The organism is Streptomyces sioyaensis, from assembly GCF_004122735.1.
Taxonomy (GTDB): Bacteria; Actinomycetota; Actinomycetes; order Streptomycetales; family Streptomycetaceae; genus Streptomyces; species Streptomyces sioyaensis.
Window position 1 is genome coordinate 46,700 of sequence record NZ_SDIF01000016.1, and the last position, 25,952, is coordinate 72,651.

The 25,952-nt window shown below is 71.5% G+C and carries 20 protein-coding genes and 2 pseudogenes; 8 read left to right on the plus strand and 14 right to left on the minus strand.

Features of this window, described 5'->3' with window-relative positions:
• Positions 1–190: 190 nt before the first annotated feature.
• Both EST54_RS08360 and EST54_RS08365 read right to left on the minus strand, forming a co-directional pair.
• Positions 191–1,237, minus strand: coding sequence for an ABC transporter permease (locus EST54_RS08360; protein WP_129246592.1), 1,047 nt, complete (start codon positions 1,235–1,237; stop codon positions 191–193).
• Positions 1,234–2,334 carry an ATP-binding cassette domain-containing protein gene (locus EST54_RS08365; RefSeq protein WP_129246594.1) on the minus strand — a complete coding sequence of 367 codons (1,101 nt, stop codon included), beginning with the start codon at positions 2,332–2,334 and terminating at the stop codon, positions 1,234–1,236. The genes EST54_RS08360 and EST54_RS08365 overlap by 4 nt, the downstream gene beginning before the upstream one ends.
• Positions 2,335–2,429: 95 nt before the next feature.
• On the opposite strand from EST54_RS08365, the gene EST54_RS08370 reads away from it, so the two are divergent.
• A complete protein-coding gene (locus EST54_RS08370) occupies positions 2,430–3,041 on the plus strand; it encodes a GNAT family N-acetyltransferase (RefSeq protein WP_129246596.1) in 612 nt (203 codons plus the stop codon).
• Between the two features lie 115 nt (positions 3,042–3,156).
• Here the strand turns inward: EST54_RS08370 and mshD are convergent, their stop codons facing one another.
• Positions 3,157–4,074: a mycothiol synthase gene (gene mshD, locus EST54_RS08375; protein ID WP_129246704.1), complete on the minus strand. Its 918-nt coding sequence runs from the start codon at positions 4,072–4,074 to the stop codon at positions 3,157–3,159.
• 174 nt (positions 4,075–4,248) lie between these two features.
• Between mshD and EST54_RS08380 the strand changes: the two genes are divergently transcribed.
• The gene (locus EST54_RS08380) at positions 4,249–6,060 is read left to right on the plus strand and encodes a bifunctional metallophosphatase/5'-nucleotidase (RefSeq protein ID WP_129246598.1); all 1,812 of its coding nucleotides are present in this window, start codon (positions 4,249–4,251) and stop codon (positions 6,058–6,060) included.
• Between the two features lie 125 nt (positions 6,061–6,185).
• On the opposite strand, the pseudogene EST54_RS08385 reads toward EST54_RS08380, so the two are convergent.
• The 3 genes and pseudogenes from EST54_RS08385 to EST54_RS08395 all read right to left on the minus strand — a co-directional run bounded on the left by EST54_RS08385 (position 6,186) and on the right by EST54_RS08395 (position 8,768).
• Positions 6,186–7,004: pseudogene (locus tag EST54_RS08385) on the minus strand (class I SAM-dependent methyltransferase).
• Between the two features lie 235 nt (positions 7,005–7,239).
• A pseudogene (locus tag EST54_RS08390) lies at positions 7,240–7,710 on the minus strand (hypothetical protein); the annotation flags it as partial.
• 164 nt (positions 7,711–7,874) lie between these two features.
• Positions 7,875–8,768 carry an SDR family oxidoreductase gene (locus tag EST54_RS08395; RefSeq protein ID WP_239013133.1) on the minus strand — a complete coding sequence of 298 codons (894 nt, stop codon included), beginning with the start codon at positions 8,766–8,768 and terminating at the stop codon, positions 7,875–7,877.
• Between the two features lie 406 nt (positions 8,769–9,174).
• Here EST54_RS08395 and EST54_RS08400 point away from each other — a divergent pair, with 406 nt between their 5' ends.
• The gene (locus EST54_RS08400; protein ID WP_129246600.1) at positions 9,175–10,569 is read left to right on the plus strand and encodes an LmeA family phospholipid-binding protein; all 1,395 of its coding nucleotides are present in this window, start codon (positions 9,175–9,177) and stop codon (positions 10,567–10,569) included.
• A 119-nt stretch (positions 10,570–10,688) separates the two neighbouring features.
• Here the strand turns inward: EST54_RS08400 and EST54_RS08405 are convergent, their stop codons facing one another.
• Positions 10,689–11,516 (minus strand): helix-turn-helix domain-containing protein, encoded by an 828-nt coding sequence (locus EST54_RS08405; protein WP_161989266.1) that lies wholly within the window; start codon positions 11,514–11,516, stop codon positions 10,689–10,691.
• 111 nt (positions 11,517–11,627) lie between these two features.
• Here EST54_RS08405 and EST54_RS08410 point away from each other — a divergent pair, with 111 nt between their 5' ends.
• A complete protein-coding gene (locus tag EST54_RS08410; protein WP_129246604.1) occupies positions 11,628–12,404 on the plus strand; it encodes an alpha/beta fold hydrolase in 777 nt (258 codons plus the stop codon).
• Positions 12,405–12,558: 154 nt separating this feature from the next.
• On the opposite strand, the gene EST54_RS08415 is transcribed toward EST54_RS08410, so the two are convergent.
• From EST54_RS08415 to EST54_RS08435, 5 genes are all read right to left on the minus strand, one after another.
• Positions 12,559–14,058, minus strand: coding sequence for a HAMP domain-containing sensor histidine kinase (locus tag EST54_RS08415; protein ID WP_129246606.1), 1,500 nt, complete (start codon positions 14,056–14,058; stop codon positions 12,559–12,561).
• Positions 14,055–14,789 (minus strand): response regulator transcription factor, encoded by a 735-nt coding sequence (locus EST54_RS08420; RefSeq protein ID WP_129246608.1) that lies wholly within the window; start codon positions 14,787–14,789, stop codon positions 14,055–14,057. The genes EST54_RS08415 and EST54_RS08420 overlap by 4 nt, the downstream gene beginning before the upstream one ends.
• Before the next feature lie 139 nt (positions 14,790–14,928).
• Positions 14,929–15,999 (minus strand): S1C family serine protease, encoded by a 1,071-nt coding sequence (locus tag EST54_RS08425; RefSeq protein ID WP_129246610.1) that lies wholly within the window; start codon positions 15,997–15,999, stop codon positions 14,929–14,931.
• A 112-nt stretch (positions 16,000–16,111) separates the two neighbouring features.
• Positions 16,112–17,137, minus strand: a complete 1,026-nt coding sequence (locus tag EST54_RS08430) for a LacI family DNA-binding transcriptional regulator (RefSeq protein ID WP_129246611.1) — start codon at positions 17,135–17,137, stop codon at positions 16,112–16,114.
• A 24-nt stretch (positions 17,138–17,161) separates the two neighbouring features.
• The gene (locus EST54_RS08435) at positions 17,162–18,004 is read right to left on the minus strand and encodes a response regulator transcription factor (protein ID WP_129246613.1); all 843 of its coding nucleotides are present in this window, start codon (positions 18,002–18,004) and stop codon (positions 17,162–17,164) included.
• 247 nt (positions 18,005–18,251) lie between these two features.
• Here EST54_RS08435 and EST54_RS08440 point away from each other — a divergent pair, with 247 nt between their 5' ends.
• Positions 18,252–19,115: an alpha/beta hydrolase family protein gene (locus tag EST54_RS08440; protein ID WP_239013135.1), complete on the plus strand. Its 864-nt coding sequence runs from the start codon at positions 18,252–18,254 to the stop codon at positions 19,113–19,115.
• Between the two features lie 69 nt (positions 19,116–19,184).
• On the opposite strand, the gene EST54_RS08445 is transcribed toward EST54_RS08440, so the two are convergent.
• Positions 19,185–21,086, minus strand: a complete 1,902-nt coding sequence (locus EST54_RS08445; protein WP_167511507.1) for an ABC transporter ATP-binding protein — start codon at positions 21,084–21,086, stop codon at positions 19,185–19,187.
• Positions 21,087–21,193: 107 nt separating this feature from the next.
• Positions 21,194–22,927, minus strand: a complete 1,734-nt coding sequence (locus EST54_RS08450; RefSeq protein WP_129246619.1) for an ABC transporter ATP-binding protein — start codon at positions 22,925–22,927, stop codon at positions 21,194–21,196.
• A gap of 205 nt (positions 22,928–23,132) precedes the next feature.
• Here EST54_RS08450 and EST54_RS35280 point away from each other — a divergent pair, with 205 nt between their 5' ends.
• The 3 genes from EST54_RS35280 (at position 23,133) to EST54_RS08465 (ending at position 25,700) form a co-directional block, all read left to right on the plus strand.
• Positions 23,133–23,378 (plus strand): MoaD/ThiS family protein, encoded by a 246-nt coding sequence (locus tag EST54_RS35280; protein ID WP_093484552.1) that lies wholly within the window; start codon positions 23,133–23,135, stop codon positions 23,376–23,378.
• A gap of 10 nt (positions 23,379–23,388) precedes the next feature.
• Positions 23,389–24,750, plus strand: coding sequence for a hypothetical protein (locus EST54_RS08460; RefSeq protein WP_129246621.1), 1,362 nt, complete (start codon positions 23,389–23,391; stop codon positions 24,748–24,750).
• Positions 24,751–24,998: 248 nt separating this feature from the next.
• Positions 24,999–25,700, plus strand: a complete 702-nt coding sequence (locus EST54_RS08465; RefSeq protein WP_167511504.1) for an LmeA family phospholipid-binding protein — start codon at positions 24,999–25,001, stop codon at positions 25,698–25,700.
• The last annotated feature ends 252 nt before the right edge of the window (positions 25,701–25,952 follow it).

Genomic DNA, 25,952 nt, shown 5'->3' on the forward strand with positions numbered 1-25,952 from the left:
TTCACTCTCCCCGTCTGGAATTTCTCCCAGGAGGAAGGGAAGTGGGGCGGAATGTGCCGGAGAGGGAAATGCGTGCGGGGTGAGTGGGGAAATCTCCAAGGGGCGGGGAAAGGGCGGGAGATCTCCCCCGCGCCCCGGGCCGGTCCGGTACCGGGCCGCCCTGCCGTCCCCCTGCCGCGCCGCCGCCCCCTCAGCCGTACCGGCGCCGCACCACGCGGAAGGTGATCACGACCAGCGCCGCCGCCAGCGCCAGCACGATCCCGGACTCGATCCATGCCAGCGGCCAGTGGTGCGTCACCGGGTGCTGGTCCATGTACTGGCCGACCACGTGCTCCCGGCGCAGGCAGCCGGCGAAGTCCTGGTCGGGCAGGCACGGCACGTCGGGCACATGGGCGCCGGAGGAGGTGTAGTACCCCTGGCCCACCTGCCAGGCGTTGTCCGGCAGCTGAGTGGGCTGACCAGGCCCGAACTTGGTCGTGACGATAGGCATCAGATACGGCCTGAGCTGCATGAACGCGTACTGGACCAGGGCCGTGGCGGCCAGCGTGACGCCCATCGACACCACCGTGCGGCGCAGCAGCAGCCCGGTCAGCAGGCCGATCGCCAGGCCGAGCAGCGAGTAGGCGACGGGCACCGGGCCGAGCGAGTGGAAGCCGCCGGTCGAGTACCAGTAGGAGCCGGACACCTCGTCTCCGCCGACCTGCCAGAGCCAGGTGAAGGCCGCCGACAGCAGCGTGGTGGCGGCGAACACGATCGCCGCGGGCAGCGCGACCTTCGCCACCAGCCAGCGCACCGGCCCGACCGACTGGGTCAGTACGAGCTGGTGGGTGCCGGCCTCCAGCTCACGGGCGATCAGCGGGGCACCGAGGAACAGGCCGATCAGGACGGGCAGCAGCACCAGGCCCATTTCGACGAGGGTCATGGACGAGCTGTAGGCGTCGCGGAACGCGTTGACCGCGCCCTGGGTGCCCGAGCAGCGCGCCACGAGGGAGATCTGCGAACAGCCGGCGATGTGGTGGGCGTCGATGAACCCGGCCATCCGGCCGCGCAGCACCGCGCACCAGACCGTGCCGCCGACCGCCGCGGTGAGCAGTACCCCCAGGACCAGCCGGTGCTGGCGCCACACCAGCCAGACGAGGCCGCCCAGCGGTCCGCGGCCGCCCGCCGTGCGGGAGCGCTCCGGCGCGTCCGCGGTCCGCCCGCGCCCGCTCGCCCCGAGGTGTGCCGTGCTGGTCATGCCGCCGCTCCCTTGCCGCTGTGGTGGTCGTGCCGTGTGCGTGCCGCGCCGCGCGGCACCTCCGCCCGGCCGCCCGGCAGTGCCGCCGGGCGGGGCGGTCCGTTGCGCGGCATACCGGGGATGCCGGGCTTGTTGCCGGGCCGACGGCGCAGCGGTGCCGAGACCGGCTCCGCGCTCGGTGCGATCAGCTCGGGTGCGTCGGGCGCGCGGAGATAGGCCAGCAGAAGTTCCTCCAGAGACGGTTCCGCGGTCTCCCAGAGCCCCGCGGCCACCGTGCCGTTGCGCTGTACGACCGCGGTGAAGCGGCCCCCGGACAGCTGTGCCTCGACGACCGGGTGCGCGGCGACCTGCGGCGGCAGCCCCGCGCCCCGGTGCGGCCCCATCACCAGGGCGTGCGCCCCGATGACGTCATCGACCTCGCCCGCGAGCCGTACCCGGCCGCCGCCCAGCACCAGCAGGTAGTCACAGACCCCGTCCAGCTCGGCGAGCAGATCCGAGGACAGCACGACGGTGGTGCCGTGCGCGGCCGCCTCAGCCAGCAGCAGTGCCGCGATCCGGTGCCGTGCGAGCGGGTCGAGATCGGCCAACGGCTCGTCGAGCAGCAGGAGTTCGGGGCGCTTGGCGAAGGCGAGGGCGAGCGCGAGACGGGTGCGCTGGCCGCCGGAGAGGGCGGCGACCCGGGCGTCGAGGGGGATCCGGCCGTCGCGGACGATCCGCTCGGCGCACCGCCCGCTCCAGCGGCCGGGGTTGAGCGCGCGGCCCAGCCGCAGCGTCTCGGCGACCGTCAGGGCGGGGTAGAGCGGCCTGTCCTGGGCGAGATGGGCGATGACGGGGCGGCCCGCGGCGGTGGCGGGGGCCGTGCCGCACACCCGTACCGACCCCTCGCTGGGGCGGGCCAGCCCGGACGCCAGCGAGAGCAGGGTGCTCTTGCCGGCGCCGTTCGGTCCGACCAGGGCGCAGATACGGCCGGCCGGCAGCCGGAAGGTGCAGTCGCGCAGCGCCCAACGACGGCGGTAGCGCTTGCCGAGGCCGATCGCCTCGATGGCGGTGCGCCCCGAGGCCCGGCCGTCCACCTCACCCCTGACCGTCGGCCGCATCGCCGTCCCCCCTCTGATGCATTCCACTAATTAAGTAGTGAAAGGGTGAGGGAAGTGGGCTGCACCTGTCAACCTCCACTGCGTACGCTGCCCGCGTGCCCCTGCCTTCCGTGCCCCAGACGCCGCCGCTGCCGTACACCCCCGACTACCCGATACGCACCGAACGGCTGGACCTGCGCCCCGTCACCCTCGACGACTTGGCCGCGATCCACGCCTATCAGCGCCGCCCCGAGGTCTGCCGCTACCTCTACTGGGGCCCCCTCGACGAGGCCGGGTCCCGGGCCTCGGTCACCGCCAAGACCACCCGCACGACGCTGCGCGAGTCCGGCGACATCCTCCAGCTCGCCGTCGTCGTCCGGGCCACCGGCGTCCTGGTCGGCGACGTCACCTTCGTCTGGAACAGCCGCGAGCACCGCCAGGGCGGCATCGGCTACGTCTTCCACCCCGACCACGCGGGGCACGGCTACGCCACCGAGGCCAGCCGGGCGCTGCTGAAGCTCGGCTTCGAGGAGCTGCAACTCCACCGCATCCAGGCGGAACTGGACGGCCGCAACACCGCCTCCGCCCGGCTCCTCGAACGGCTGGGGATGCGCCGGGAGGGCCATCTGCGGGAGAACGAGTTCCTCGACGGGGAGTGGTCCGACGAGGTCATCTACGCGATGCTGGCGCGCGAGTGGCGCGCGCAGCACTCCGCACCCCGGCAATGAGCAACGGGGCGGACCGCCCTGGGCCCGCCCCGCCGTCCGCTCATCCGCCGACCGCTCATCCGCCGCCCACCCCCGCGGGCCCGACGCTCAGATCTCAGGTCTCAGGTCTCAGGGCTCACGTCTCCGATCGGTACATCAGATCCGTCTCATGGGTGGCGAACCCCATCCGCTCGTACACGCTCACCGCCGCGGCGTTGTCCGCGTCCACGTAGAGCATCGCCGTCGGCAGCCCCTCGGCGGCCAGATGACGCAGTCCGATCGAGGTCAGCGCCTTGCCCAGGCCACCGCCCTGGGCGCCCGGCCGCACCCCGAGCACATAGACCTCGCCGAGCCCCTCGTCGGCGTGCACCTTGGTCCAGTGGAAGCCGACCAGCCGGCCTTCCTTCTCCGCCAGGAAGAACCCCTTGGGGTCGAACCACGCCTCGGCCTTGCGGTCGTCCAGATCGCGCTGGGTCAGCGCGCCCTGCTCGGGGTGGTGCGCAAAGGCCTCCGCGTTCACCTCCAGCCAGGCCGCGTCATCGGTACCCGGCTGGAAGGCCCGTACGGACACCCCCTCGGGGAGCACCGGCTCCGGCAGCTCCAGATCCCTCAGCGGGCGCCGCATCTGCCGCAGCTCGCGGAACATCGTCAGCCCCAGGGTCTGGGCGAGGTGCCGGGCGGCCGGGTGCCCGCCGTGGGCCCAGACCCGCAGCCGCCGCCCGGACTGCTCCAGCAGCTCGCCGCCCAGCGCCCGGCCGTGCCCGCGGCCGCGGTGCCCCGGGTGCACCACCAGCTCGGCGGCCGGCGCCTCCACCGGATCGGTGTCCTCCAGCTGCCCGTACGCGACCAGCTCCTCGGCCTCGGCCCCGTGCGCGTACACCAGCACATGGCGCACGCCGGGGCGCCGGCCCCCGCGCAGCTGCAGACGCCCCTGCTCGGACACGGCTGGCTGCCCGTCCGTCCGCGCGGCCCGCTCGATCAGATCGACCACGGCCGCGGCCGTCTCCGGCGTGATCTCGTCGACCACCTGGATCCTGCGGCCGACCCGGCCCATCTCCTGTGCAGCGTCAGTCATGCGTGAAGGGTACGACCCGGCCGGGTGCGGTGCGGGGTACCACCCGCGCTCCCGACCCTGACCGGCAACCAGGACGTCACCGTTTCCCTCTGTTGCGCTACGCGCGTTGACAATATGCTGCCGTCCGCTCAGGACCATCCAGGAGGGGAACACATGCCAGCGAGACCACAACGGCGCCGCACCATCAGCAGATTGACGATCGGCGCCGCCGTACTGGCCGCGGCCGCCACGGTCACCGCCACCGCGCTGCCGGCCGGCGCCGACACCGGCCACGGCGCCCGCGCCGGCCGCACCGTCGATGTGCAGCTGCTCTCCTTCAACGACTTCCACGGCAACCTCGAACCGCCGCAGGGCTCCTCCGGCACCGTCGAGGAGCTCCAGCCGGACGGCAGCAAGAAGAGCGTCGCGGCGGGCGGTGTCGAGTACCTCGCCCAGTCGCTGCGCACGGCCCGTAAGGGGCACCCCTACTCGGTCACCGCGGCGGCCGGCGACCTGGTCGGGGCCAGCCCGCTGCTGTCGGGGCTGTTCCACGACGAGCCGACCATCGAGGCGATGAACAAGCTGGGCCTCGACGTCACCTCCGTCGGCAACCACGAATTCGACGAGGGCCGGGCGGAACTGACGCGCCTGCAGAAGGGCGGCTGCCACCCGAAGGACGGCTGCTACGTGAAGGGCAGGAAGTTCCGGGGCGCCGACTTCCCGTACCTGACCGCCAACGTCACGGACGAGAAGAGCGGAAAGCCGCTGCTCAAGCCGTACACCGTCTGGAAGCACAAGGGCGTCAAGATCGGCTTCATCGGCCTGACCCTGGAGGGCACCCCGGACGTCGTCAGTGCCAACGGCGTCAAGGGCCTGAAGTTCCATGACGAGGTCGAGACGATCAACAAGTACGCCAAGGTCCTCGACCGGCAGGGCGTGAAGGCGATCGTCGCCCTCATCCACGAGGGCGGCCTGCCCGCCTCCACCTCGTACAACTACAACTGCGACAGCCCCGGGCCCGGCGACGGCATCTCAGGACCGATCACCGACATCGCCAAGCACGTCACGCCGAAGGTCGACGCGCTGGTCACCGGCCACACCCACCAGGCCTACGCCTGCACCATCCCGGACCCCTCCGGGCGGCCGCGCACCGTCACCTCCGCCGCGTCCTACGGCAAGCTCTACACCGACACCACGCTGACGTACGACCGCCGCACCCAGGACATCGTCCGCACGCGCGTCAAGGCGCCCGACGCGGTCAACCACGTCGTCAACCGCACCCAGCCCAAGGCCGCGGACATGACGTCACTGATCGCCCGCTGGAACAAGCTGGCCGCGCCGGTCGCGAACCGTCCCGTCGGCCACATCTCCGCCGACATCGCGGGCCGCGGCGCCGAGGCCCCCGAGTCACCGCTCGGCGACGTCATCTCCGACGCCCAGCTGGAGGCCACCAAGGCGGCCGACAAGGGCGGCGCCCAGCTCGCCCTGATGAACCCCGGCGGCATCCGCTCCGACCTCGCCTTCAAGGCGTCCGGCTCGGAGGGCGACGGGGTGGTCACCTACGGCGAGGCGTTCACCGTCCAGCCCTTCACCAACATGATGAACGTCGTCGACCTCACCGGCGCCCAGCTCCTGACCGCACTCCAGCAGCAGGTCAGCGGCCCCAACGCGGCCTCCCCGAAGATCCTCCAGGTCTCCAAGGGCCTGACCTACACCCTGGACATGAAGAAGTCGGGCGCGGACCGCGTCGTCAAGGACTCGGTGAAACTGAACGGCACCGCCCTCGACCCCGCCAAGACCTACCGCGTCGCGATGAACGAGTTCCTGGCCGGCGGCGGCGACGGCTTCCCCGTCCTCAAGGACGCCAAGAACAAGTACGTCGGCCCCTCCGACCTGGACGCCTTCACCGCCTATCTGACGGCGCACTCGTCGGCGTCCGACCCGCTCACTCCGCCCAAGGCGGACCGGATCACGGTCGTGAAGTAGCACGGAGCAGCCGATCGGAACCTCTCGACGACCTCGGACGCCGAGTCGGCTCCTTCGCACACCCGCGTCCCCGCTCCGGCCACGTGCCGGGCGGGGACGCCGTCGTCGATGGGCCTCGGTGAGCCTCACCCCGTGCACACGAGCAGGCCGCCAAGACAGCCGATCTCGAACGCGCCCTTCCGCTCGATGTGCTCGGACACGATCTCCCGAGCCCGCTCCACCGTTTCCTCGAACGGGACTGCATGCTGACCGGCCCACGCGCGGTACGACGCCATGTGGGCGATGACCGGCTCGGGACTGCGCACCGCGATGGTCCCCGGCAGCTCGATCGTCTCGACCTTGCCGAACTCCGCAGCGAGCAGCTCTGGTGCCTGCTCCAAGGAGAAGCGGGCACTGAGGGAAATCCTGGCCGGCCCCTTGTCCACCCCGAGCACGTCGCCCGCGGAGCGCTCCCACAGATGGTCGAGTTCTGCTTTGTCGCGGGCGCTGTTGGTGGACGCGATCACGACTCCGCCCGGCTTGACGACCCGGGCAAGTTCCTTGATCGCCGCCGGAATGTCCTCGACGTGGTAAAGCATGTGAAGGGCCAGCGCACCGTCCACGCTTGCCGATGCCAAGGGGAGCTGCGCGGCGTCTGCGACAGCCACCGGACGCGGCACTCCGGCGAGGATGCCGAGCGAAACATCAAGGCCGAGCGGCCGCATTCCGGGCCGGTCCCGCCGCAGGCGCTCGATGAACACCCCATTGCCGCATCCCACATCGACGACCGTGCCTCGCGTCCCCGCCAGCTGCTCGACGACGATGCCCGGTAGGTCATAGCGCGGCGTTTGCCACTGCTAGATCGACTGCCGAGCGGAAAGGTCCCGCCCGGTGTTGTAGGCACTGCCCGTGAGGATTGCGCGATCGGTCACTGCGGCGTGGTGGTCAGCGGAAGGCTTGGTCACGCCAGCGGCTCCGATGAGTCGGGGGCGGGCGGTGGCGGGGAGAGGATCGCTGTCGTGAAGTAACCGGCAGCAGCCCACCGGCAATTCTGCCCGCAACACTCCCCCTGAGCCCCTGTCAGTTCGCTTCGGCGGATCTGGTCACCGCCTTTCCTGTACGCGGCTCACCACCGGCCGCATTCGCGGCCTCCGTCCCTGACTTGCTCTCCACAGCCTCTGGCAAGGCCGCCGGTCGGTCGCGTGTCGCGCCATCGGGCCACAGAATGTCCACCGGTACTCCCGTACGCCGCGCGTAGGCGACCACATCCGCCGTCCCCCCGAATCCACGGGCGGGCTTCCCGTCCCATACAGCGATCAGACGGTCCACCAGGCCGACGAGAATTTCGCTCCCCGCCATATGGGCCTGTGAGGACGATTCGCTCCTGCCCGTGTAGTGCACGTCGACAGCCTGGTGGAGCAGCGCGTCATAGGTGGCGTGGTGTGCGGCAGGCAACCCGTTCCGGTACTGAGCGGCCGGAATCACCACCTCGATTCGCCCACCGGCCGCGAGCACGGACTCGGCGAACCAGGCATCGGGGCCGTCTGCGAGGCACGAAACCCCACAGAGCTCTGTCGGCTCGTACGTCTTCACCTCTGCGTCGAGACACATCCGCACGAGCTTTTCCACAGCAGCCGTCAGCCCACGATGCCCCGTGATTCCGACCCTCACAGCAGCGCCCCTTTCGCGATGGTCACGGGCAAGTTGGCGCGGTGTCAGATTCTGAAACCATAGTCCCGTTGGTACGGCCCTGAGGCGCCGGCCGCCCGCGGGCTCGAACGCCGGCGCCCCCGCACCCTCAGGAAAAGGGCGCCCCTCAGAAGGAGGGAACCCCCTCAGGAAAAGTCCGCCACGTGATCCCGGGCCCACTCGGCGTACGTCCGCCCCGGGCGGCCCGTGACCCGTTCGACGGCGTCCGAGATGGGGAAGGCCGGCGCATCGACCATCGTGCCGAACAGCCGGACCAGTTCCCTCGCGGCCTCCAGCGGCAGATGCGGCCCGGCCATCGCCTCGGCCGCCGCCTCCTCGGAGATCTGCTCGACCTGCGTCTGCCGGCCGATCGCCCGGCCGATCTCGGCGACCTGCTGCGCCGTGGTCAGCACCTCCGGGCCGGTGACGCGATACGCCTGGCGCAGATGTGCGCCGCTGCGGTCCAGCAGGGCGACGGCGGCGACATCGGCGAGGTCGGCCTCGTGCACGGGCGTGCCCTGGGCGCCGGGGTGTGCCTCGCGCACCACGCCGGTCGCACGGATCGACGGGGCCCAGGCGAGGGTGTTGGTGGAGTAGTTGCTGCCGCGGACGAAGGTCCACTCCAGGCCGGAGTCGCGCACCGTACGCTCCACGTCGGCGTGCATGCGGGCGATGTGGTTCGAGTCGTCGGCCGCGGTATCGGTCACCGCCATCGAGGAGTTGAGGACGATCCGGCGGACTCCGGCCGCGATGGCGGCGTCGACCAGCGCGGTCACGGCCTGGCCGCCGCCGGCCGCCAGGTTGAGGAACAGCGCGTCGGCGCCGGCCAGCAGCGGCGCGAGGTCCGCCGAGCCGGTGAGGTCGGCGCGGAGGACCTCGGCACCGTCCGGCAGGGCGGCGCGCGCCGGATCGCGGGTCAGGGCGCGTACGGCGGCGCCGTCCGCGAGGAGCCGGCCGACAAGACAGCGGCCGATATTGCCGGTTGCCCCGGTCACCACGATCAGGGGGGTGGGTTCAGGGGCACGTTCAGAAGAGTTCATGGGGTGGGGAGAGTTCATGGGAGGGCGTCCGTCTTTCCGTTGTCGGGTCGATGGGCGGGTCGTTGGAGGGCTGTCGGTTGGTGGAGCACATGGGTTGCTGGGGGGCAATGGTTGAGCCAGCGGGGCAATGCACTGCGTAACTGCGGGAGGGACATGCAGGGTGTGACGGAGAGTCCCGTGACAGGGCTCGTTATCGGGCCGGCTGGGCGAGGCGAGACCGGTATCGGTCAACAGCCTCGGCACCGTGTCCGCCAATCGCTCAGGTCACCAAGAGGCATGACGGTAGTTCAGCTCCGCCCACACGCAAGGCAATTTTTCATCAAGGCCGAGGCGACAACCCGCGCATAACCGACTTACTTCCGGGGCAACTTGCGTTCGAGGGGCCCGCTCATGGTGGGATGTACGGATGCGCACCCCCACACGCATACCCTCGCCCTCGCCCGCCGCGCCGCACCGCGCCGAGTCCTTTGCGACGGGCACCCAGGACGACCCCGCCGGCGAGACCAGAAAGCTCACCCCGGTCCACCCGGTCAACCCGTATGCGGACCTGGCAGCGCTCGCCGACCCGGAGCCGGAGCCCGAACCCGAGCCGGAATACGGCTCGTTCGATGCCGACGGGGTGCCCCGGCGTCGCACCTACCTCAACGAGCGCGACGACAGCGACGACCCGCTGGGCCTGGGACTGCGCTCGGACGACGAGGTGGACGACGGGTGGAAGCCGCCGAACCACCGCCGCCGGAAGCGTGGCAGGAAGCGTGGCATCAGCCGCTTCGCGGCCATGTCGATCACCGTGAAGCTGCTGGTCGCCGTCCTGGTCGGCACCTCGTTCCTGGCGCTCGGGGACCGGTTCGCGGTGCTGTACGCGCAGAATGCGGCCGCGCAGAAGCTGAAGGACGCGCTGCATCTGAACGCCACCCCGGAAGTCGACATCCAGGGCTTCCCGTTCCTGACCCAGGTCGCGGACAAGCGCGTCGACCGGGTCAAGGTGACCATTCCCGACCTGGCCGCCGACCGGGTGTCGCTGGCCAAGGTCGAGACCACCGCGGACGACGTACAGCTCGACGGCGATCTGCCCAGCTCCATCAAGGGCGCCACGATCGGCACCATGCACGGCAGCGTGCTGCTCGCCTTCGATGACATGAACCGCGAACTGGGCGCCTCGCAGGTCAAGTTCAGCGAGATGGGACCCGACGCGGTCCGCGCGGTCGGCCAACTGCCGGTCGCCGGCCATGACTTGCGCGTCCACGCCCAGGCGCACATCCGCCGGGCCGGCGACCGCGGCATCTCCACCGACATCAGCCAGATGCGGCTGGACATCGGCGACATCGCCGTCTACCGCCCCGGCACCGGCAAGGAGGAGGGCCTGCGGCTGACCCGCAAGACCGCCGCCGAGCTCAGCCGGCAGGCCGCCAAAGTCAAGCAGATGCTGAGCATCCCGGCCATCGCCGACCGGATCGGCATCCCCAAGATCTACATCCAGGACGCGCTGCGCAGCGAGGAGAAGCTGCACGAGCTGACCGGCTCACCGCGCTTCATCCAGAAGCTGATGAAGGTCAATCTGGTCGACGTGGTCGCGGACCACCCCTGGCTGCTCCAGAAGGTCGGCATCGACCCGAAGATCCTCGGCACGCTGACCGGCCTGACCAAGCCGCAGCTCGCCGACCGGCTGTCGCTGTCCTTCCAGCTCCCCAAGATGCCCGGGGACGTGCGGCTTCAGCACATCTCCGTCGAGCGGGACGGCATTCGCGCCGACATGTTCGGATCGAATCTGCCGTTCGGGGACGCGGCGAAGAAGAAGTAAGAGGTCGCGGGGGTAGGCACGGTGGCGCACCGATACAGAGAGGTGAGCGCGGAGTTCCGGTGATCACGGGGTTGTGACGCCACGTGATCACAGATGTGAGTGTTCTTGTGGGCACCTCCTCACTCGGCGGCCACCGCCGTCTGCCACGCGCCCGGGCGTTTGCCTGTGGCCTTATGGAAGAACACCGAGAAGTTGGATGCGTCGGAGAAGCCGAGTATGTCGGCACAGCGGGCGGCGGTGAGGCGGTCGTGTGCGAGGAGCCGTTTGGCTTCCAGGGTGATCCGTTCGACGATGTACGCCTTCGCGGTGCGGCCGGTGGCCTGCTGCGCCGCTCGTGAGAGGGTGCGGGGCGCGTATCCCAGCGCACGGGCGTAGTAGCCGGCGTCGTGGTGTTGCCGGAAGTGCGCTTCGACGCTGGAGCGGAACAACCGGAACACCGGATGTGTGAGCCGTGCTTCGGCGTGCGGTGGGTGCAGCCGGGTGATGAGCGCGGAGAGCAGGATTTCGGGCAGCTCCGTCGAGGAGTCACTGGGTGGGGCGGATGCTTCGAGGAGGAGATGGCTGCGCGCCGCGTCGACGAAGGGCCGGTCGGCGTCGGGGATGCTCCAGTGCGCGGCCAGGTCCGGGGAGGCGACGAGTTCTCGGGTGGTGTGGGTGACCGGCGCGGTCGGCACGAACAGCACGAGGTGCCCTGCCACTTCGGCGATGTCGTCCCACCGGTGCACCGCGCCGGGGGGAATCCACACCGCGGACCGATCTTGGAGCGGGTGGAGGTGGAAATCGACCGTGACTGAGCCGGGTCCGGCGTCGATGACGGCAAGGACGTGGAAGTCGGCGCGCTGCGTGCCGCCGTCGTTCAGCTCGCGAAGGCGGCCGAACGTCATCGTCTCGACCGAGGCGGCGCGGCTTCCTGCGGGCTGGTAGGTCATCTGCCGGATCACGCTCACGTGTCCAGCTTTCACCATCGGGCGACCAGTCACGCCGATGCCCCGTCCGGGTGCAGACGTTTCCATGAATACACAGGGCAATCGCCTGGAGCATCGACCGGAAGAGCCATCATGAACACGACGCAGCAGACGCTTCTGCCCGCTTACGACCATCGGCCGGGGACCGGGCCGACTCTGGTGTTCCTGCACTACTGGGGTGGTTCTGCCCGCACCTGGGACCTCGTCGTCGACCGCCTGGCGGGCCGTGACGTGCTCACGGTCGACTTCCGCGGGTGGAGCCGGTCGAGCGCTCTGCCCGGTCCCTATACGCTCGGTCAGCTCGCCGACGACACACTCGCCGTGCTCGCGGATGCGGGGGTCACCGACTACGTCCTGGTGGGGCATTCGATGGGGGGTAAGGTCGCACAGCTGGTCGCGGCCACCCGGCCCGCCGGCTTGCGCGGCATCGTTCTCGTCGGCTCCGGCCCGGCGAAGCCCGCCGCACAGGTCACTCCCGAGTACCAGGAAGCCCTGTCGCACGCCTACGACTCCGCCGAGTCCGTGGCCGGGGCACGGGATCACGTCCTCACCGCGACCGAGCTGCCCGCTCCGGTCAAGGCGCAGATCGTGACCGATTCGCGGACCGTCACCGACGCCGCCCGCACCGAGTGGCCGCAGCGCGGCATCGCGCAGGACATCACCGAGCACACGCGCATGGTCAGCGTGCCCGCTCTCGTCGTCGCCGGAGAACACGACCAGGTGGAGCCCGTCGGCGTGCTCCGCGACAACCTGGTGCCCTACCTCTCCCAAGCCGACTTCGTGGTGGTCCCCCACACCGGTCACCTGATCCCGCTGGAAGCCCCGGCCGACCTCGTCGACGCCATCACCGCATTCGCGCCGGCAGCCTGACCGTCCCCGCGGCCCGACGACGGGCTGTGCCCCTGATCACCCGCCCACGGGGCCGGGACAGGCCCTGGAAGAAGTAAGTCGCGGCGGGCCGGCCCGAGGGAGCAACCGCCGGGCCGGCCCGAGCGAGTAGCCAACGGGCAGGCCCGGCGGGCCGCTAGCGCGCTGCGGGAGGCGGCTCCCCGGTCTCCTGGGGGCCCGGGCCCGGCACGTCCGGTGGTGGGGTCGCGGCGCCCGGCAGTGTCAGCACCGCCTCGGTGCCGCCGAGGTCCGCGGACCGCAGCCGTACGGCGCCGCCCGCCTGCTGTGCCGTCCGGGCCACGATCGACAGCCCCAGGCCGCTGCCCGGCAGGCTGCGGGCGGACGGGGAGCGCCAGAACCGCTCGAAGACGTGCGGCAGTTCGTCCTGTGGGATGCCGGGGCCGTGATCGCGTACGGTCAGCTCCCCGCCGGACAGCCGGACCTCGACGGTGCCGCCGAGCGGGCTGAACTTCACCGCGTTGTCGAGCAGATTGACCACCGCCCGCTCCAGCCCGGCCGGCTCGGCGCGTACGTACCAGGGGTGCAGGTCCGCCGCGAAGGTCAGCGTCGGGCCGCGCAGCCGGGCCCGCTCCAGCGCCGCGCCGACGACGTCGTGCAGCGCGACGACCGCGATGGCACTGTGCCCCGGCTCGGGGGGCCGGGACAGCTCCTGGAGATCGCCGATCAGCGCCGCCAGCTCCCCCATCTGCGCCTTCACCGAGGCCAGCAGGGCCTCCTTGTCGGCGGCCGGGATCGGCCGGCCGGACTGCTCGCTGCGCACCAGCAGATCGATATTGGTCCGCAGGGAGGTCAGCGGCGTGCGCAACTCGTGGCCCGCGTCCGCGATCAGCTGCTGTTGCAGATCACGGGACGCGGCGAGCGCGGCGGTCATGGAGTTGAAGGAGCGCGAGAGCCGGGCGATCTCGTCGTCGCCGTCGGCCGGGATCCGGATGGCCAGGTCCTCGGTGCGGGCGACGTGCTCGACGGCATCGGTGAGCTGGTCCACGGGCTTGAGGCCGGAGCGGGCGACGCCCAGTCCGGCCGTGCCCGCGCCGACGACGCCCAGCCCCGCGACGGCCGCCAGCAGCAGCGCCAGGCGGTTCAGCGCGCTGTTGACCTCGGTCAGCGGGCGCGAGATGGACACCGCGAACTGCACGCCCTGGACACCGATGTGCTTGGTCAGCACCCGGACGTCCACGCCGCCGGTGGTGACGGCGTCGTGCAGGGAGTCGCGCTCCACGCCCTGCGCCACCGCGACGTCCGCGCGCTGCACCCGCACCGGCTGGGAGTTGGGCCCGATGCACCGCGAGCCGTCGACCTGCACGATCTGGACGTTGTAGTACGAGGGCGGGGCGTTCTTGCTCTCGGTCGGGTCGGTGGGCTGGCAGGGCGCGTAGGTCAGCTGGAGATAGTCCGCGGGGACGCTGACGTTCTGCAGCGAGTTGTCCACCTCGTCGCGCAGCTGGGCGCGGGTGAGCAGCCAGCAGGCCAGCGCGGAGACCGCCACCGCCACCGCCACCGCGGCCGCAGTGAGCAGGGTCAGCCGCGAGCGCAGCGGCAGCCGTGCGAAGCGTGCGCCGAGACTGCTGTGCGCCGAGCCCGCGCCGCCCGGAGTGTGTGCCCCGGTGCCGCTCATTCCGCGCCGCCGTCCGCCCGCAGGACGTAGCCGACCCCCCGCACGGTGTGCACCAGCCGCGGCTCGCCGCCCGCTTCCGTCTTGCGGCGCAGATACATCACGTACACGTCGAGGGAGTTGGAGGTGGGTTCGAAGTCGAAGCCCCATACGGCCTTGAGGATCTGCTCCCGGGTCAGCACCTGCCGCGGATGGGCGAGGAACATCTCCAGCAGGGTGAATTCGGTACGGGTCAGCTCGACCGGCCGGCCGCCCCGGGTCACCTCGCGGGTCGCCAGGTCCATCCGCAGATCGGCGAAGCTCAGCGTCTCGCCCTCCTCGGGGGCGCCCCCGCCGGCCGCGTACCCGCTGCGGCGCAGCAGGGCGCGGATCCGGGCCAGCAGCTCGTCCAGCTCGAAGGGCTTGACGAGGTAGTCGTCGGCACCGGCGTCCAGCCCGGTGACCCGGTCGCCGACCGTGTCACGGGCGGTCAGCATCAGGATCGGCACGGTGACCCCGCTCGCCCGCAGCCGGCGGGCGGCGGTCAGCCCGTCCATCCGGGGCATCAGGACGTCCAGCACGATCAGTTCGGGGTCGCCGGACGCGACCTTCTCGACCGCGTCCAGGCCGTCGACCGCCTGCTCGGTCACGTACCCCTCGAAGACCAGTGAGCGCTGCAGGGCCTCCCGGACCGCGGGCTCGTCGTCAACGATCAGGATGCGGGCGGGGTGGTCACCGTGCTCGGCGGGGCTCATGGGTGTGGCTACCTCGGGTGGGATCAGGAACGGCTGCTCTTCAGCCTTGCACGACGACGGGATTATGGCGGGGGTGACGCGGAGGGTCTTGTGCCGGGTGGTGGCGGGCCGGGGCCACCGGCCGGCGGAGGGTGGGAGGTCAGACGCCGCTGTTGCTGCCTCCGCTCCCGCCGCCGCGCAGCGAGTCGAGGTCGGCCTTGACGGTGTTGATCGGGATGGCGAAGCCCAGGCCGATGCTGCCCGCCGAGCTGCTCGACGCCCCCGAACTCGGGGCGTACATCGCGGAGTTGATGCCGATGATCTGACCCTGCATATTGATCAGGGCGCCGCCGGAGTTGCCCGGGTTGAGCGAGGCGTCGGTCTGTATCGCCTTGTACGAGGTCTTCGACTGGCCCGGGTCGCCGTTGAACTGCCGGCCGCCGAACTCGAACGGCCAGCCGCCGTCGCCCCCGTTGTCCTGCTGCCCCCGGCTCTCCTCCTTGGGCACGGTCACATCGCGGTTGAGCGCCGAGACGATGCCGCTGGTCACCGAGCCGGTCAGCCCCTCGGGCGAGCCGATCGCCACCACCTGGTCGCCGACCGCGATCTTGTCGGAGTCGCCGAGCTGGGCCGCGGTCAGGTTCTTGACGCCGCTGATCTTGACCATCGCCAGGTCCTTGTCGGGGTCGGTGCCGACGACCTTGGCGGTCTTGCGGCTGCCGTCGCTGAAGGTGACGGTCACCGTGTGCGCGCCGGCCACCACGTGGTTGTTGGTGACGATCTCGCCGTTGCTGGTGACGACCACGCCCGAGCCGGTGGACTCCCCGTTCGCGGTCCGGGCCTTGATCTCCACGATCGCCGGGCTGACCGCCTTGGCCACCGCGGAGACCCCGCTGCCGCTGGACTTGTTGCCCGCATTGACCAGCGGGGTGGACGAGCTGTTCTGCGTCGCCCGGTTGGTGGCGTCGGCGATCAGCGCCGCACTGCCGCCGCCGATGAGGCCGGAGATGAGCGCCACCGCCGCGATCAGCGCGACCGGCCGGCGGGTCCGGCGCCGTGACGAGGGGGCGTGCGGGGGTGGCGGTGGCACGGCCTGCCCGGCGCCGCCCTGGGCGCCCTGGGCGTACTCGCTGCCGTATCCGTACCCGTACGCGGAGGCGTAGTGGTTGCCGTCCGCGGACGGCCGGTCCTGGGGCGTGTCATCGCCGCTTCGGCGGTAGCTCTCGGTCATGGGGAAAACTCTCCGCCCGGTCCATGAGAACCGGCTGAGAGCGTCCTGAGAGACCCGACAGAAGTGGGTATGCCCGATATAAAGACGTCGGGTTCAGGGCCGCCCCGCGGCCTCAGCCGCCGCAGCCGCAGGACCGCCGTACCACCAGCCGCGACGGGAACTGCCGCAGCCGCTCCCGCCGGGAGCCGACCACCCGGAGTCCGTCGTCCAGCACCAGATCGACCGCCGCCCGCGCCATCGCCTCGCGGTCCGAGGCGACCGTGGTCAGCGGCGGATCGGTGAGCGCGGCCTCCTTCACGTCGTCGAAGCCCGCGACCGCCAGCTCACCGGGCACGTCGATGCGCAGCTCGCGGGCGGCCCGCAGCACGCCGATCGCCTGGTCGTCGGTGGCGCACATGATGGCCGGCGGCCGCTGCGGCCCGGCCAGCAGCTTCAGCGCGACCTGGTAGGCGTCGTAGCGGTTGTAGGGGGCCTGGAAGTAGCGCCCCTCCGCGGACTTGCCGGACTCCTGCATGGCCCGCCGCCAGCCCTCGACGTGGTCGGTGACCGGGTCGCCGGACTTCGGGGTCTCCTCCGTGCCGCCGAGAAAGGCGACGTAGGGATGGCCGTGCTCCAGCAGATGCCGGGTCGCCAGCTGCGCGCCCCAGACGTCGTCCGTCATCACCGCGACGTCGTCGATGGCGTCCGGCCGGCGGTGCAGCAGCACCACCCGGGCGTCCCAGGCGTCGATCTCGGCGGCCGCGTGCTCGCTGGGGCCCTGGCTGATCAGGATCAGCCCGGACACCCGCATCCCGAGGAAGGCCCGCAGATAGTGCACCTCGCGCTCGTCGAGGTAGTTGGCGTTGCCGACCAGGACCATCTTTCCGCGCTCGGCGGCGGCCTGTTCGACGGCGTGCGCCATCTCCGCGAAGAACGGCTGCCGGGTGTCCGGCACGATCAGCCCTATGAGGTCGGTACGGCGGGACGCCATCGCCTGCGCCACCCGGTCCGGCCGGTAGCCGAGCTCCTTGATGGCGGCGAGTACCCGCTCGCGCGTGGCCGGGGCGACCGGCCGTGGTCCGTTGTTGATGACGTAACTGACAACGGCGGTGGACGTACCCGCCAGTCTTGCCACATCATCCCGCGTCACCTTGGCCACGCGCGGCAGTCTACGCGGGTGGTGCTACCGGCGGGCAGGCTGCGCATCGGGGGAGTCCGCGCCGGCGCCGACCGCCCTCCCGGAGCCGTCACCGTCCGGTGCGCCACGGCCGTCCCGCTGCGCCGTGCCCGGGGCCCCCGAGGACTCGGCCGCCTTCGCGGCGTCGCCCTTGCCCTTCTCTCCCGACCGCTCCGGCTTCTCCGGCACCACGAAGCGGTAGCCGACGTTGCGGACCGTGCCGATCAGCGACTCGTGCTCGGGGCCGAGCTTGGCGCGCAGCCGCCGGACGTGGACGTCGACCGTCCGCGTGCCGCCGAAGTAGTCGTAGCCCCACACCTCCTGGAGGAGCTGGGCGCGGGTGAAGACCCGGCCCGGGTGCTGCGCCAGATACTTCAGCAGCTCGAACTCCTTGAAGGTCAGGTCCAGGACCCGGCCCTTCAGCTTCGCGCTGTAGGTCGCCTCGTCGACCGAGAGATCACCGCTGCGGATCTCCATCGGACCGTCGTCGGTGGTGATCTGCTGGCGGCCCATGGCCAGCCGCAGCCGCGCCTCGACCTCGGCCGGGCCCGCGGTGTCCAGCAGGACGTCGTCCACGCCCCAGTCGGCGGTGACCGCCGCCAGCCCGCCCTCGGTGACCACCAGCACCAGCGGACAGCCGGGTCCGGTGGACCGCAGCAGCTGGCACAGGGACCGTACGTGCGGCAGGTCGCGGCGGCCGTCGATCAGTATGACGTCGGCCCCGGGGGTGTCGATGAGTGCCGGTCCCTCGGCAGGGGCCACCCGCACGCTGTGCAGCAACAGGCCGAGCGCCGGGAGCACCTCCGTCGACGGCTGGAGTGCATTGGTCAGCAGCAGGAGGGAACTCACGCGCGACCACCTGCCCGGCTGCCGGGGTGTTCCGCCCCTTGCTGTGTGCGGTTCTGCCTGCTTCGCTCGCCCATGACGTCTGGTTCCTCCTCGGTCCCTGCGACGGGGGCACCTCCCGGCCTCGGCCGGGGTGTCTGCGGCACTGCTTCGTACGGGTCCTCGCAGTCGCGCGTGAACGCGGCTGAAAGCACAAAAGGACCCGGGGGCAACGCTGCCCGGATCCTTCTTGCCCAGCAGAATAGCTCACATGACTCCCGGACCCGAGGCCGAATGTGCAGCCTCTCGTGTTCCCTCGATCACTTCGAGTGGTCATCGGGTGTGCCTGTTGACCTCCGACGGGGTCCGGATCGAGGCCGCCCACACCCCCCGTCGGGCCCGTTCTGAAGCGGATCCGGCCACCTGCGCCGGCACCCCGGCGATCGTCCTGGCGCACGGCTTCACCGGGGCGCTGGAACGCCCCGCACTTCGTCGGGCGGCTGCCGCATTTTCCCAGCATGCGGACGTGATCACGTTTTCTTTCCGTGGACATGGCGGATCCGGCGGGCGTTCCACGGTCGGCGACCGCGAGGTCGAGGATCTGGCCGCCGCGGTCCGCTGGGCCCGCGCCCTGGGCCACCGCCGGGTCGCCACCGTCGGCTTCTCCATGGGCGGCTCGGTCGTCCTGCGGCAGGCGGCGCTGCACGGCCCGGGGGAGCACGGGGAGCGCACGGATGCGCGGCCCGACACGGTCGTCGCGGTCAGCGCCCCCGCCCGCTGGTACTACCGCGGCACCGCGCCCATGCGCCGCCTCCACTGGGTCATCACCCGCCCCACCGGACGGCTCGTCTCCCGGTTCGGGCTGGGCACCCGTATCCACTCCGAGGACTGGGACCCCGTCCCGCTCTCCCCCACCGAGGCCGCCGGGCGGCTCGCGCCCACCCCGCTGCTGGTGGTCCACGGCGACCGCGACCCGTACTTCCCCCTCGACCATCCACGGATGCTGATGTCGGCCGCCGACCCGGCGACGGCGGAGCTGTGGATCGAGCGGGGCTTCGGGCACGCCGAGAACGCGGCCGCGCCGGAGCTGCTGGGGCGGATCGGGGAGTGGATCACGGCCCGCACCCCGTCGTAGGACGTGTCTGTCGGATCACCCCGGGCCGCCCGCCAGGGCCTGTCGTGTGGATCAGGCCCTGGGCCGCGCTCACTCCGGCTCGGCCACCGCCTCCGCGAACTGCGCCGCATACAGGCGGGTATAGGCGCCGCCCGTCGCCAACAGGGCGTCATGGGGGCCCTGCTCGACGATCGCGCCGTTCTCCATCACCAGGATGACGTCGGCGTCGCGGATGGTGGAGAGCCGGTGGGCGATGACGAAGCTGGTGCGGCCGCTGCGGAGCTGGGCCATCGCCTGCTGGATGAGCACCTCGGTGCGGGTGTCGACCGAGCTGGTGGCCTCGTCCAGGACCAGGATGGCCGGTTCGGCGAGGAAGGCCCGGGCGATGGTGATCAGCTGCTTCTCACCGGCCGAGACATTGCCGCCCTCGTCGTCGAGCACGGTGTCGTAGCCGTCCGGCAGGGTGCGCACGAAGCGGTCGACGTGGGTGGCCCGGGCCGCCGCCACGATCTTGTCCATCGAGATGCCCGCGGGCGCTCCGTAGGCGATGTTCTCCGCGACCGTGCCGCCGAAGAGCCAGGTGTCCTGGAGCACCATGCCGATGTGGGACCGCAGCTCCTCGCGCGACATGGCGGCGATATCGGTGCCGTCGAGGGTGATCCGGCCGCCGCGCACCTCGTAGAAGCGCATCAGCAGATTGACGAGCGTGGTCTTGCCGGCGCCCGTCGGGCCGACGATCGCCACCGTCTGCCCGGGGTGGACGGCCAGCGACAGCCCCTCGATGAGCGGTTTGTCGGCCGCGTAGTGGAAGGTGACGTCCTCGAACCCGACGCGTCCCTCGACCCGTTCGGGCCGGGCCGGCCGGGCGGCGTCGGGCTCCTGCTCGGTGGCGTCGAGGAGTTCGAAGACCCGCTCGGCGGAGGCGACGCCGGACTGGACGAGGTTGGCCATCGAGGCGACCTGGGTGAGCGGCTGGCTGAACTGCCGGGAGTACTGGACGAAAGCCTGGACGTCACCGATGGACAGCGCCCCGGAGGCGACCCGCAGACCGCCGACGACCGCCACCATGACGTAGTTCAGGTTGCCGATGAACATCATCGCGGGCTGGATGATCCCGGAGATGAACTGAGCCCGGAATCCGGCGGCGTACAGCGCCTCGTTCTGCTGCCGGAACAGCTCGGCGGACTCCCGCTCGCGGCCGAAGACCTTCACCAGGCTGTGGCCGGTGTACATCTCCTCGATGTGCGCATTGAGCCTGCCGGTGGTCTTCCACTGCTGGACGAACTGCGGCTGGGCGCGCTTGCCGATCCGGGTGGCGACGAGCACCGAGACCGGGACCGTGACCAGGGCGACCAGCGCCAGCAGCCACGAGATCCAGAACATCATCGTCAGCACCCCGGCGATGGTCAGCAGCGAGGCCACGATCTGGCTGAGGGTCTGCTGCAGCGTCTGCTGGATGTTGTCGATGTCGTTGGTCGCCCGGGAGAGCACCTCGCCGCGCTGCTGCCGGTCGAAGTAGCTCAGCGGCAGCCGCGCCAGCTTCTCCTCGACCTGCTCGCGCAGCCGGAACACGGTCCGCTGGACGACCCTGGTGGCGATCCGGGCCTGCACGAAGCCGAAGACCGAGGCGCCCGCGTAGATCAGGGTGGCCCAGAGCAGGACCCCGCCGACGGCGCCGAAGTCGATCCCCTGGCCGGGGACGACCGGCATCGCGCCGAGCATGTCGGCGAGCCCGCCCTGGCCGTGGGCGCGCAGCTGGGCCACCGCCTGGGCCTTGGTGATCCCCTCGGGCAGCCGGCGGCCGACGATGCCGGACATGATCAGGTCGGTGGCCCGGCCGAGGACCTTGGGGCCCACCACCGTCAGCGTCACGCTCAGGGCGCCCAGGACCAGCGCGAAGCCGATGACGCCGCGCTCGGGCCGCATCTGGGCCAGCAGCCGCTTGCCGGATCCCTTGAAGTCCATCGACTTCTCGGTGGGCTGGCCGCCCATCATCCGGGCGGGCCCGATCGCCGGGGCCGGGCCTCGTCCGGGCGCCGCCTGCGCACTCTGCCCGCCGGCGGACGGGGTCCCGGCGGCCGGCGCCTTGTCCGCGGTGGTCACGCCGCCTCCTGCTCGGTGAGCTGGGAGAGCACGATCTCCCGGTAGGTCTCGTTGCCGGCCATCAGCTCGGTGTGGGTGCCGGTGCCGACCACCCTGCCCTCGTCGAGGACCACGATCCGGTCGGCACCGCGGATCGTGGCGACCCGCTGGGCGACGATCACCACCGTCGCGCGGTCGGTCTCCCGGGACAGCGCGGCCCGCAGCGCCGCGTCCGTCGCGTAGTCCAGCGCGGAGAAGGAGTCGTCGAAGAGGTAGATCTCGGGCCGGCGCACCAGCGCCCGCGCGATGGCCAGCCGCTGCCGCTGGCCGCCGGAGACATTGCCGCCGCCCTGCGCGACGGGAGCGTGGAGACCGCCCTCCATCCGCTCGACGAACTCCCGCGCCTGGGCGGTCTCCAGGGCCTGCCACAGCTCGTCGTCGGTGGCGTCCGGATTGCCGTAGCGCAGATTGGTGGCGACGGTCCCGGAGAAGAGGTACGGCTTCTGCGGGACCAGGCCGATGGTCCGGGCCAGCGTCTCCTGGTCGAGGGTGCGGACGTCCTCGCCGTCCACCAGGACCGTGCCGCCGGTCGCGTCGAACAGCCGCGGGACCAGCCCCAGCAGGGTCGACTTGCCCGAGCCGGTGGAGCCGATGACGGCGGTGGTCTCACCGGGGCGGGCGCGCAGCGAGATGTCCTTGAGGACCGGCTGCTCGGCACCGGGGAAGCGGAACTCGACGTTGCGCAGCTCCAGTTCACCGTGCCGGCGCAGCTCGGTGACCGGGTTCTCGGGCGGGGTGACGCTGGAGTCGGTCGACAGCACCTCCTGGATGCGCTCGGCGCAGACCTCGGCGCGCGGCAGCATCATCACCATGAACGTCGCCATCATGATCGACATCAGGATGTACATGAGGTAGCTGAGGAACGCCGTCAGCGCGCCGATCTGCATCTCGTCCGCGTCGATCCGCAGCCCGCCGAACCAGACCACGGCCACGCTGGAGAGGTTCACGATCAGCATGACCATCGGGAACATCATCGACATCAGCCGGCCGGAGCGCAGCGACACCTCGAACAGCTCGGTGTTGGCCCCGGCGAAGCGCTCGCGCTCGTAGCCGTCGCGGACGAAGGCGCGGATGACGCGGATACCGGCGATCTGCTCGCGCAGGACGCGGTTGACGGTGTCGATGCGCTCCTGCACCCCGCGGAAGAGCGGACGCAGCCGGCGCACGACCAGGGAGATCAGGATCGCCAGCACCGGCACGATGACCAGCAGCAGACCGGACAGCGGCACGTCCTGGTTCAGCGCCATCAGCACGCCGCCGATGCACATGATCGGCGCCGAGACCATCATCGTGAACGTCATCAGCACCAGCATCTGGACCTGCTGGACGTCATTGGTCGTGCGGGTGATCAGCGACGGTGCCCCGAAGGCGCCCATTTCCCGGGCGGAGAAGGACTGCACCCGGTCGAAGACCGCGGCGCGGACGTCCCGGCCGAGCGCCATGGCCGTACGGGCACCGAAATAGACCGCGCCGATCGCGCAGACGATCTGCAGGAGAGTGACGGCGATCATGAAAGCGCCGGTGCCGAGAATGTAGCCCGTGTCGCCCTTCACCACACCGTTGTCGATGATGTCGGCGTTGAGGGTGGGCAGATAGAGGGTGGCCAGGGTCTGGGTCAACTGGAGCAGCACGATCAGGGAGATCGCTCGTCGGTGGGGCCGCAAATGCCCCCATGCAAGTCGGACCAACACACAGTGAGCCTAGGCGAACATGTGCCCACGGCAACCGATATACCGCGGCCGGAACCGCACGGACAGTCGGCTGAGCCGGAAATCGCCGGGACCGGGCCGCCCGCCACGTACGCCATCATGGAGGCGGCAACGACGGGGTGCCCGCCACCACGGGCAGCCCCCCGACCGACACGACGAAGAGGCCGCCGTGACAACAACTGGCACCGTGCGCTACTGGGCCGCGGCCAAGGCCGCCGCCGGCACGGCAGAGGAGCCGTACGCGGCGGCGACGCTCGCCGAGGCGCTCGACGCGGCGCGCGCGGCGCACGCCGCGAACCCCGAGTTCGCGCGCGTACTGCTGCGCTGCTCCTTCCTGGTGGACGGCGATCCGGTCGGCACCCGCGACCACGGGGCGGTGCCGCTGGCCGAGGGCGGGACCGTCGAGGTACTGCCGCCGTTCGCGGGAGGGTGAGCACACGATCATGAGCGACAACCAGCCGCAGCACCACAACCCGTACCCGCCGCACGATCCCGCCGCGCGGCAGGACCCCTACGGCCGGCCCGATCAATACGCCCCGCAGGATCCGTACGCGCCGCAGGATCCGTACGCCCCCCGGCCGCAGCAGTCCGCGCAGCCGCCGTACGGCCGGCCGGCCCACGCCGCGTCCCCGCAGCAGCCGGGTCACGACCCTTACGGGCAGCAGCAGTACGGGCAGCAGCAGGGGCACGACCCGTACGGCCGCCAGTACGGGCAGCAGCACGGCCAGCAGCAGTACGGGCGGGAGGCGTACGGGCAGCAGCAACACGGGCAGCGGCCGCAGCACGCCCGGCAGCAGCATCCGCAGCAGCCCCACCAGCCCGCACAGCAGCAGCCCCAGCAACCCCAACAGCCCGCACAGCAGCCGCCCTACGGTCACGAAGGCCACCGCGTCCCGTCCGCGGAGCCCTCGCAGCTGCCCACCCAGCACCAGAGCGCGCGGCCGGCCGAGGACCCCTACGGCCGCGCCCACCCCCAGCAGGCCAGGCCGGCGCCCGCCGCGCCCGCGGCCAAGCCGCCGCTGCCCACCCCTCCGGTCTCCAGCGCGCCGCTCGCGGCCAACCAGCGCGCCCGCGCCGAGGGCCGCTCGCCGATCATCCCGCCCGGCATCCAGCCGGCCGCGCTGACCGCCGGGCTCGCCCTGCTGCTGGCGCTGACCGCGCCGCTGGGCCGCCCGGTGCTCGCCGTCCCGGTGGCGCTGCTGCAAGCGGTCACCGCCGCCGGCTGGTTCCGGCTCAACGGCATGTGGCCGGCCCGGCAGGGCATCGCGCTCGCCTTCCTGGCCGGGCTGACCACCGATGTCGCGCTGCTGGCCACCGACCGTGAGAGCGCGCCGCTGGTGGGCATCGGCACGCTCGGCGTGTGGTGTCTGCTCGTCCTCGTCCTCCAGCTGCGCAACCGCAGCAGCGCCGACGAGCGGATGTACGCGCTGACCGCAGGCCTGACCTCGACCGCGCTCGCGGTGCTCGCCGCCGGCCAGCTCGCGGCGAGCCCGTATGCGGTGGTGGTCGGCGCCGCCGGGGCCGCGGTGGCCACCCTCGCCCGTGCGCTGCCGCTGCCCGGCCCCGCCTCGATCGGCGTCGCCCTGGTGGCCGCCGCGGGCGCCGGTATCGCGGCCGGCCAGCTCACCGGCCTCGGCGCCTCCGGTGCGCTGCTGGGCCTGGCGGCCGGCGGCTGCGCCCTGATCGGGCTGCGGGTGGCCAGTTACGACTACCCGTCCCGCTTCGTCCATCTGACGGCCGGGGTGGCCCTGCCGCTGGCCCTGGCCGCGCCCGCGGTCTACGTCCTGGGGCGGACGCTGGGATGACCACCGAGGGATGACCACCGAAGCGAGCACGTAAGCGCAGAAGCCGCAGGGCCCCCGGGAACCTCGGGAACCCCGGGAATCAGCGGCGAAACGGAGCGGCGGCCGCCGGAAAAGCAGCCCGTGCTGCCCGGCGACCGCCGCCTCCCGCTTCCCGGACCACGTCGTTTAGGCTCCCCCGGAACGCAGGCAGGCGGCCTGCCCGGACGAGTCGGCCGGATATCCGGCCCAGGTGTGGGGGAAGTGGTTCGATGCGTGCACTTCGCGTGCTGTTTTTCGTCGTGGTCATACTCGGCGGGCTGTTCGTGGCGGCCGACCGGGTCGCGGTGAATCTCGCCGAGGACAAGGCCGCGGACAAGATCCGCAGCAGCCAGGGGCTCGACAAGGCCCCGAACGTCGCGATCAAGGGATTCCCGTTCCTGACCCAGGTCGCCGGGCGCAACCTCCAGGAGGTGGACGCCGACCTCGGGGGCATCCAGGCCCGTGCCGAGGGACGCACGCTGCGCATCGACCAGCTGTCCGCGCAGTTCCACGAGGTCACGCTGAACAGCGACTACACGTCCATCGAGAGCGCCGCCTGGGCGACCGGCAACGCCCGGATCAACTACGCCGACCTGACCAAGGCGGCGGGCGCCGACGTCAAGGTCACCTACGGCGGGCAGAAGGACGGCCGCAGCCAGGTGAAGATATCGCCGAACGTCCCGCTGCTCAGCCAGCTGGACGTGACCGGCTCCATCAGCATCGTGCACGGCGACACCGTCCGGCTGCGGGCCGACGGGCTCCCCCGGATGTGCAAGATCCTCCCGGGCTGCGAGGCCAAGGTCCGCGCCCAGACCGACCACGACTGGAAGCTGGAGCAGCTGCCCGGCAACCTGAAGCTGGACAAGGTCGTGACGATGCCCGACGGCATCTCGATCTCCGCCTCCGGCAAGGACGTCAAGCTTCCCGGCTGACCGGCCGCGACGACCGACCGGCCGGCACGACCGGACACCACGGCGGGCCGCCCCACCGGTCCGCCGCCTCCCGCCGCCCGGCCCGCCGCCGGCCGGTCGCGCCGCCCGACCGGCCCGCGCCGTAGCCCGAATCCGCCCCACGTCCATTTCCTGAGACGCCCTGGTCCGTAAGCCAGACCCCCCACCGGCGTACGGCCCCCGCGGACCTGCGGAGGCCGGCACGACAGCACCTCTCGTCCCACATCACGGACA

Coding starts and splice junctions, on each gene's coding strand:
- EST54_RS08420 (WP_129246608.1), bottom strand. CDS start 14,789: ATGAGCCCCGCCGAGCACGGTGACCACCCCGCCCGCATCCTGATCGTT.
- EST54_RS08465 (WP_167511504.1), top strand. CDS start 24,999: ATGCGTGCACTTCGCGTGCTGTTTTTCGTCGTGGTCATACTCGGCGGG.
- EST54_RS08460 (WP_129246621.1), top strand. CDS start 23,389: ATGAGCGACAACCAGCCGCAGCACCACAACCCGTACCCGCCGCACGAT.
- EST54_RS08365 (WP_129246594.1), bottom strand. CDS start 2,334: ATGCGGCCGACGGTCAGGGGTGAGGTGGACGGCCGGGCCTCGGGGCGC.
- EST54_RS08425 (WP_129246610.1), bottom strand. CDS start 15,999: ATGACCGAGAGCTACCGCCGAAGCGGCGATGACACGCCCCAGGACCGG.
- EST54_RS08395 (WP_239013133.1), bottom strand. CDS start 8,768: ATGAACTCTTCTGAACGTGCCCCTGAACCCACCCCCCTGATCGTGGTG.
- EST54_RS08400 (WP_129246600.1), top strand. CDS start 9,175: ATGCGCACCCCCACACGCATACCCTCGCCCTCGCCCGCCGCGCCGCAC.
- EST54_RS08415 (WP_129246606.1), bottom strand. CDS start 14,058: ATGAGCGGCACCGGGGCACACACTCCGGGCGGCGCGGGCTCGGCGCAC.
- EST54_RS08360 (WP_129246592.1), bottom strand. CDS start 1,237: ATGACCAGCACGGCACACCTCGGGGCGAGCGGGCGCGGGCGGACCGCG.
- EST54_RS08410 (WP_129246604.1), top strand. CDS start 11,628: ATGAACACGACGCAGCAGACGCTTCTGCCCGCTTACGACCATCGGCCG.
- EST54_RS08445 (WP_167511507.1), bottom strand. CDS start 21,086: ATGGGCGGCCAGCCCACCGAGAAGTCGATGGACTTCAAGGGATCCGGC.
- EST54_RS08440 (WP_239013135.1), top strand. CDS start 18,252: ATGACTCCCGGACCCGAGGCCGAATGTGCAGCCTCTCGTGTTCCCTCG.
- EST54_RS08380 (WP_129246598.1), top strand. CDS start 4,249: ATGCCAGCGAGACCACAACGGCGCCGCACCATCAGCAGATTGACGATC.
- mshD (WP_129246704.1), bottom strand. CDS start 4,074: ATGGGCCGGGTCGGCCGCAGGATCCAGGTGGTCGACGAGATCACGCCG.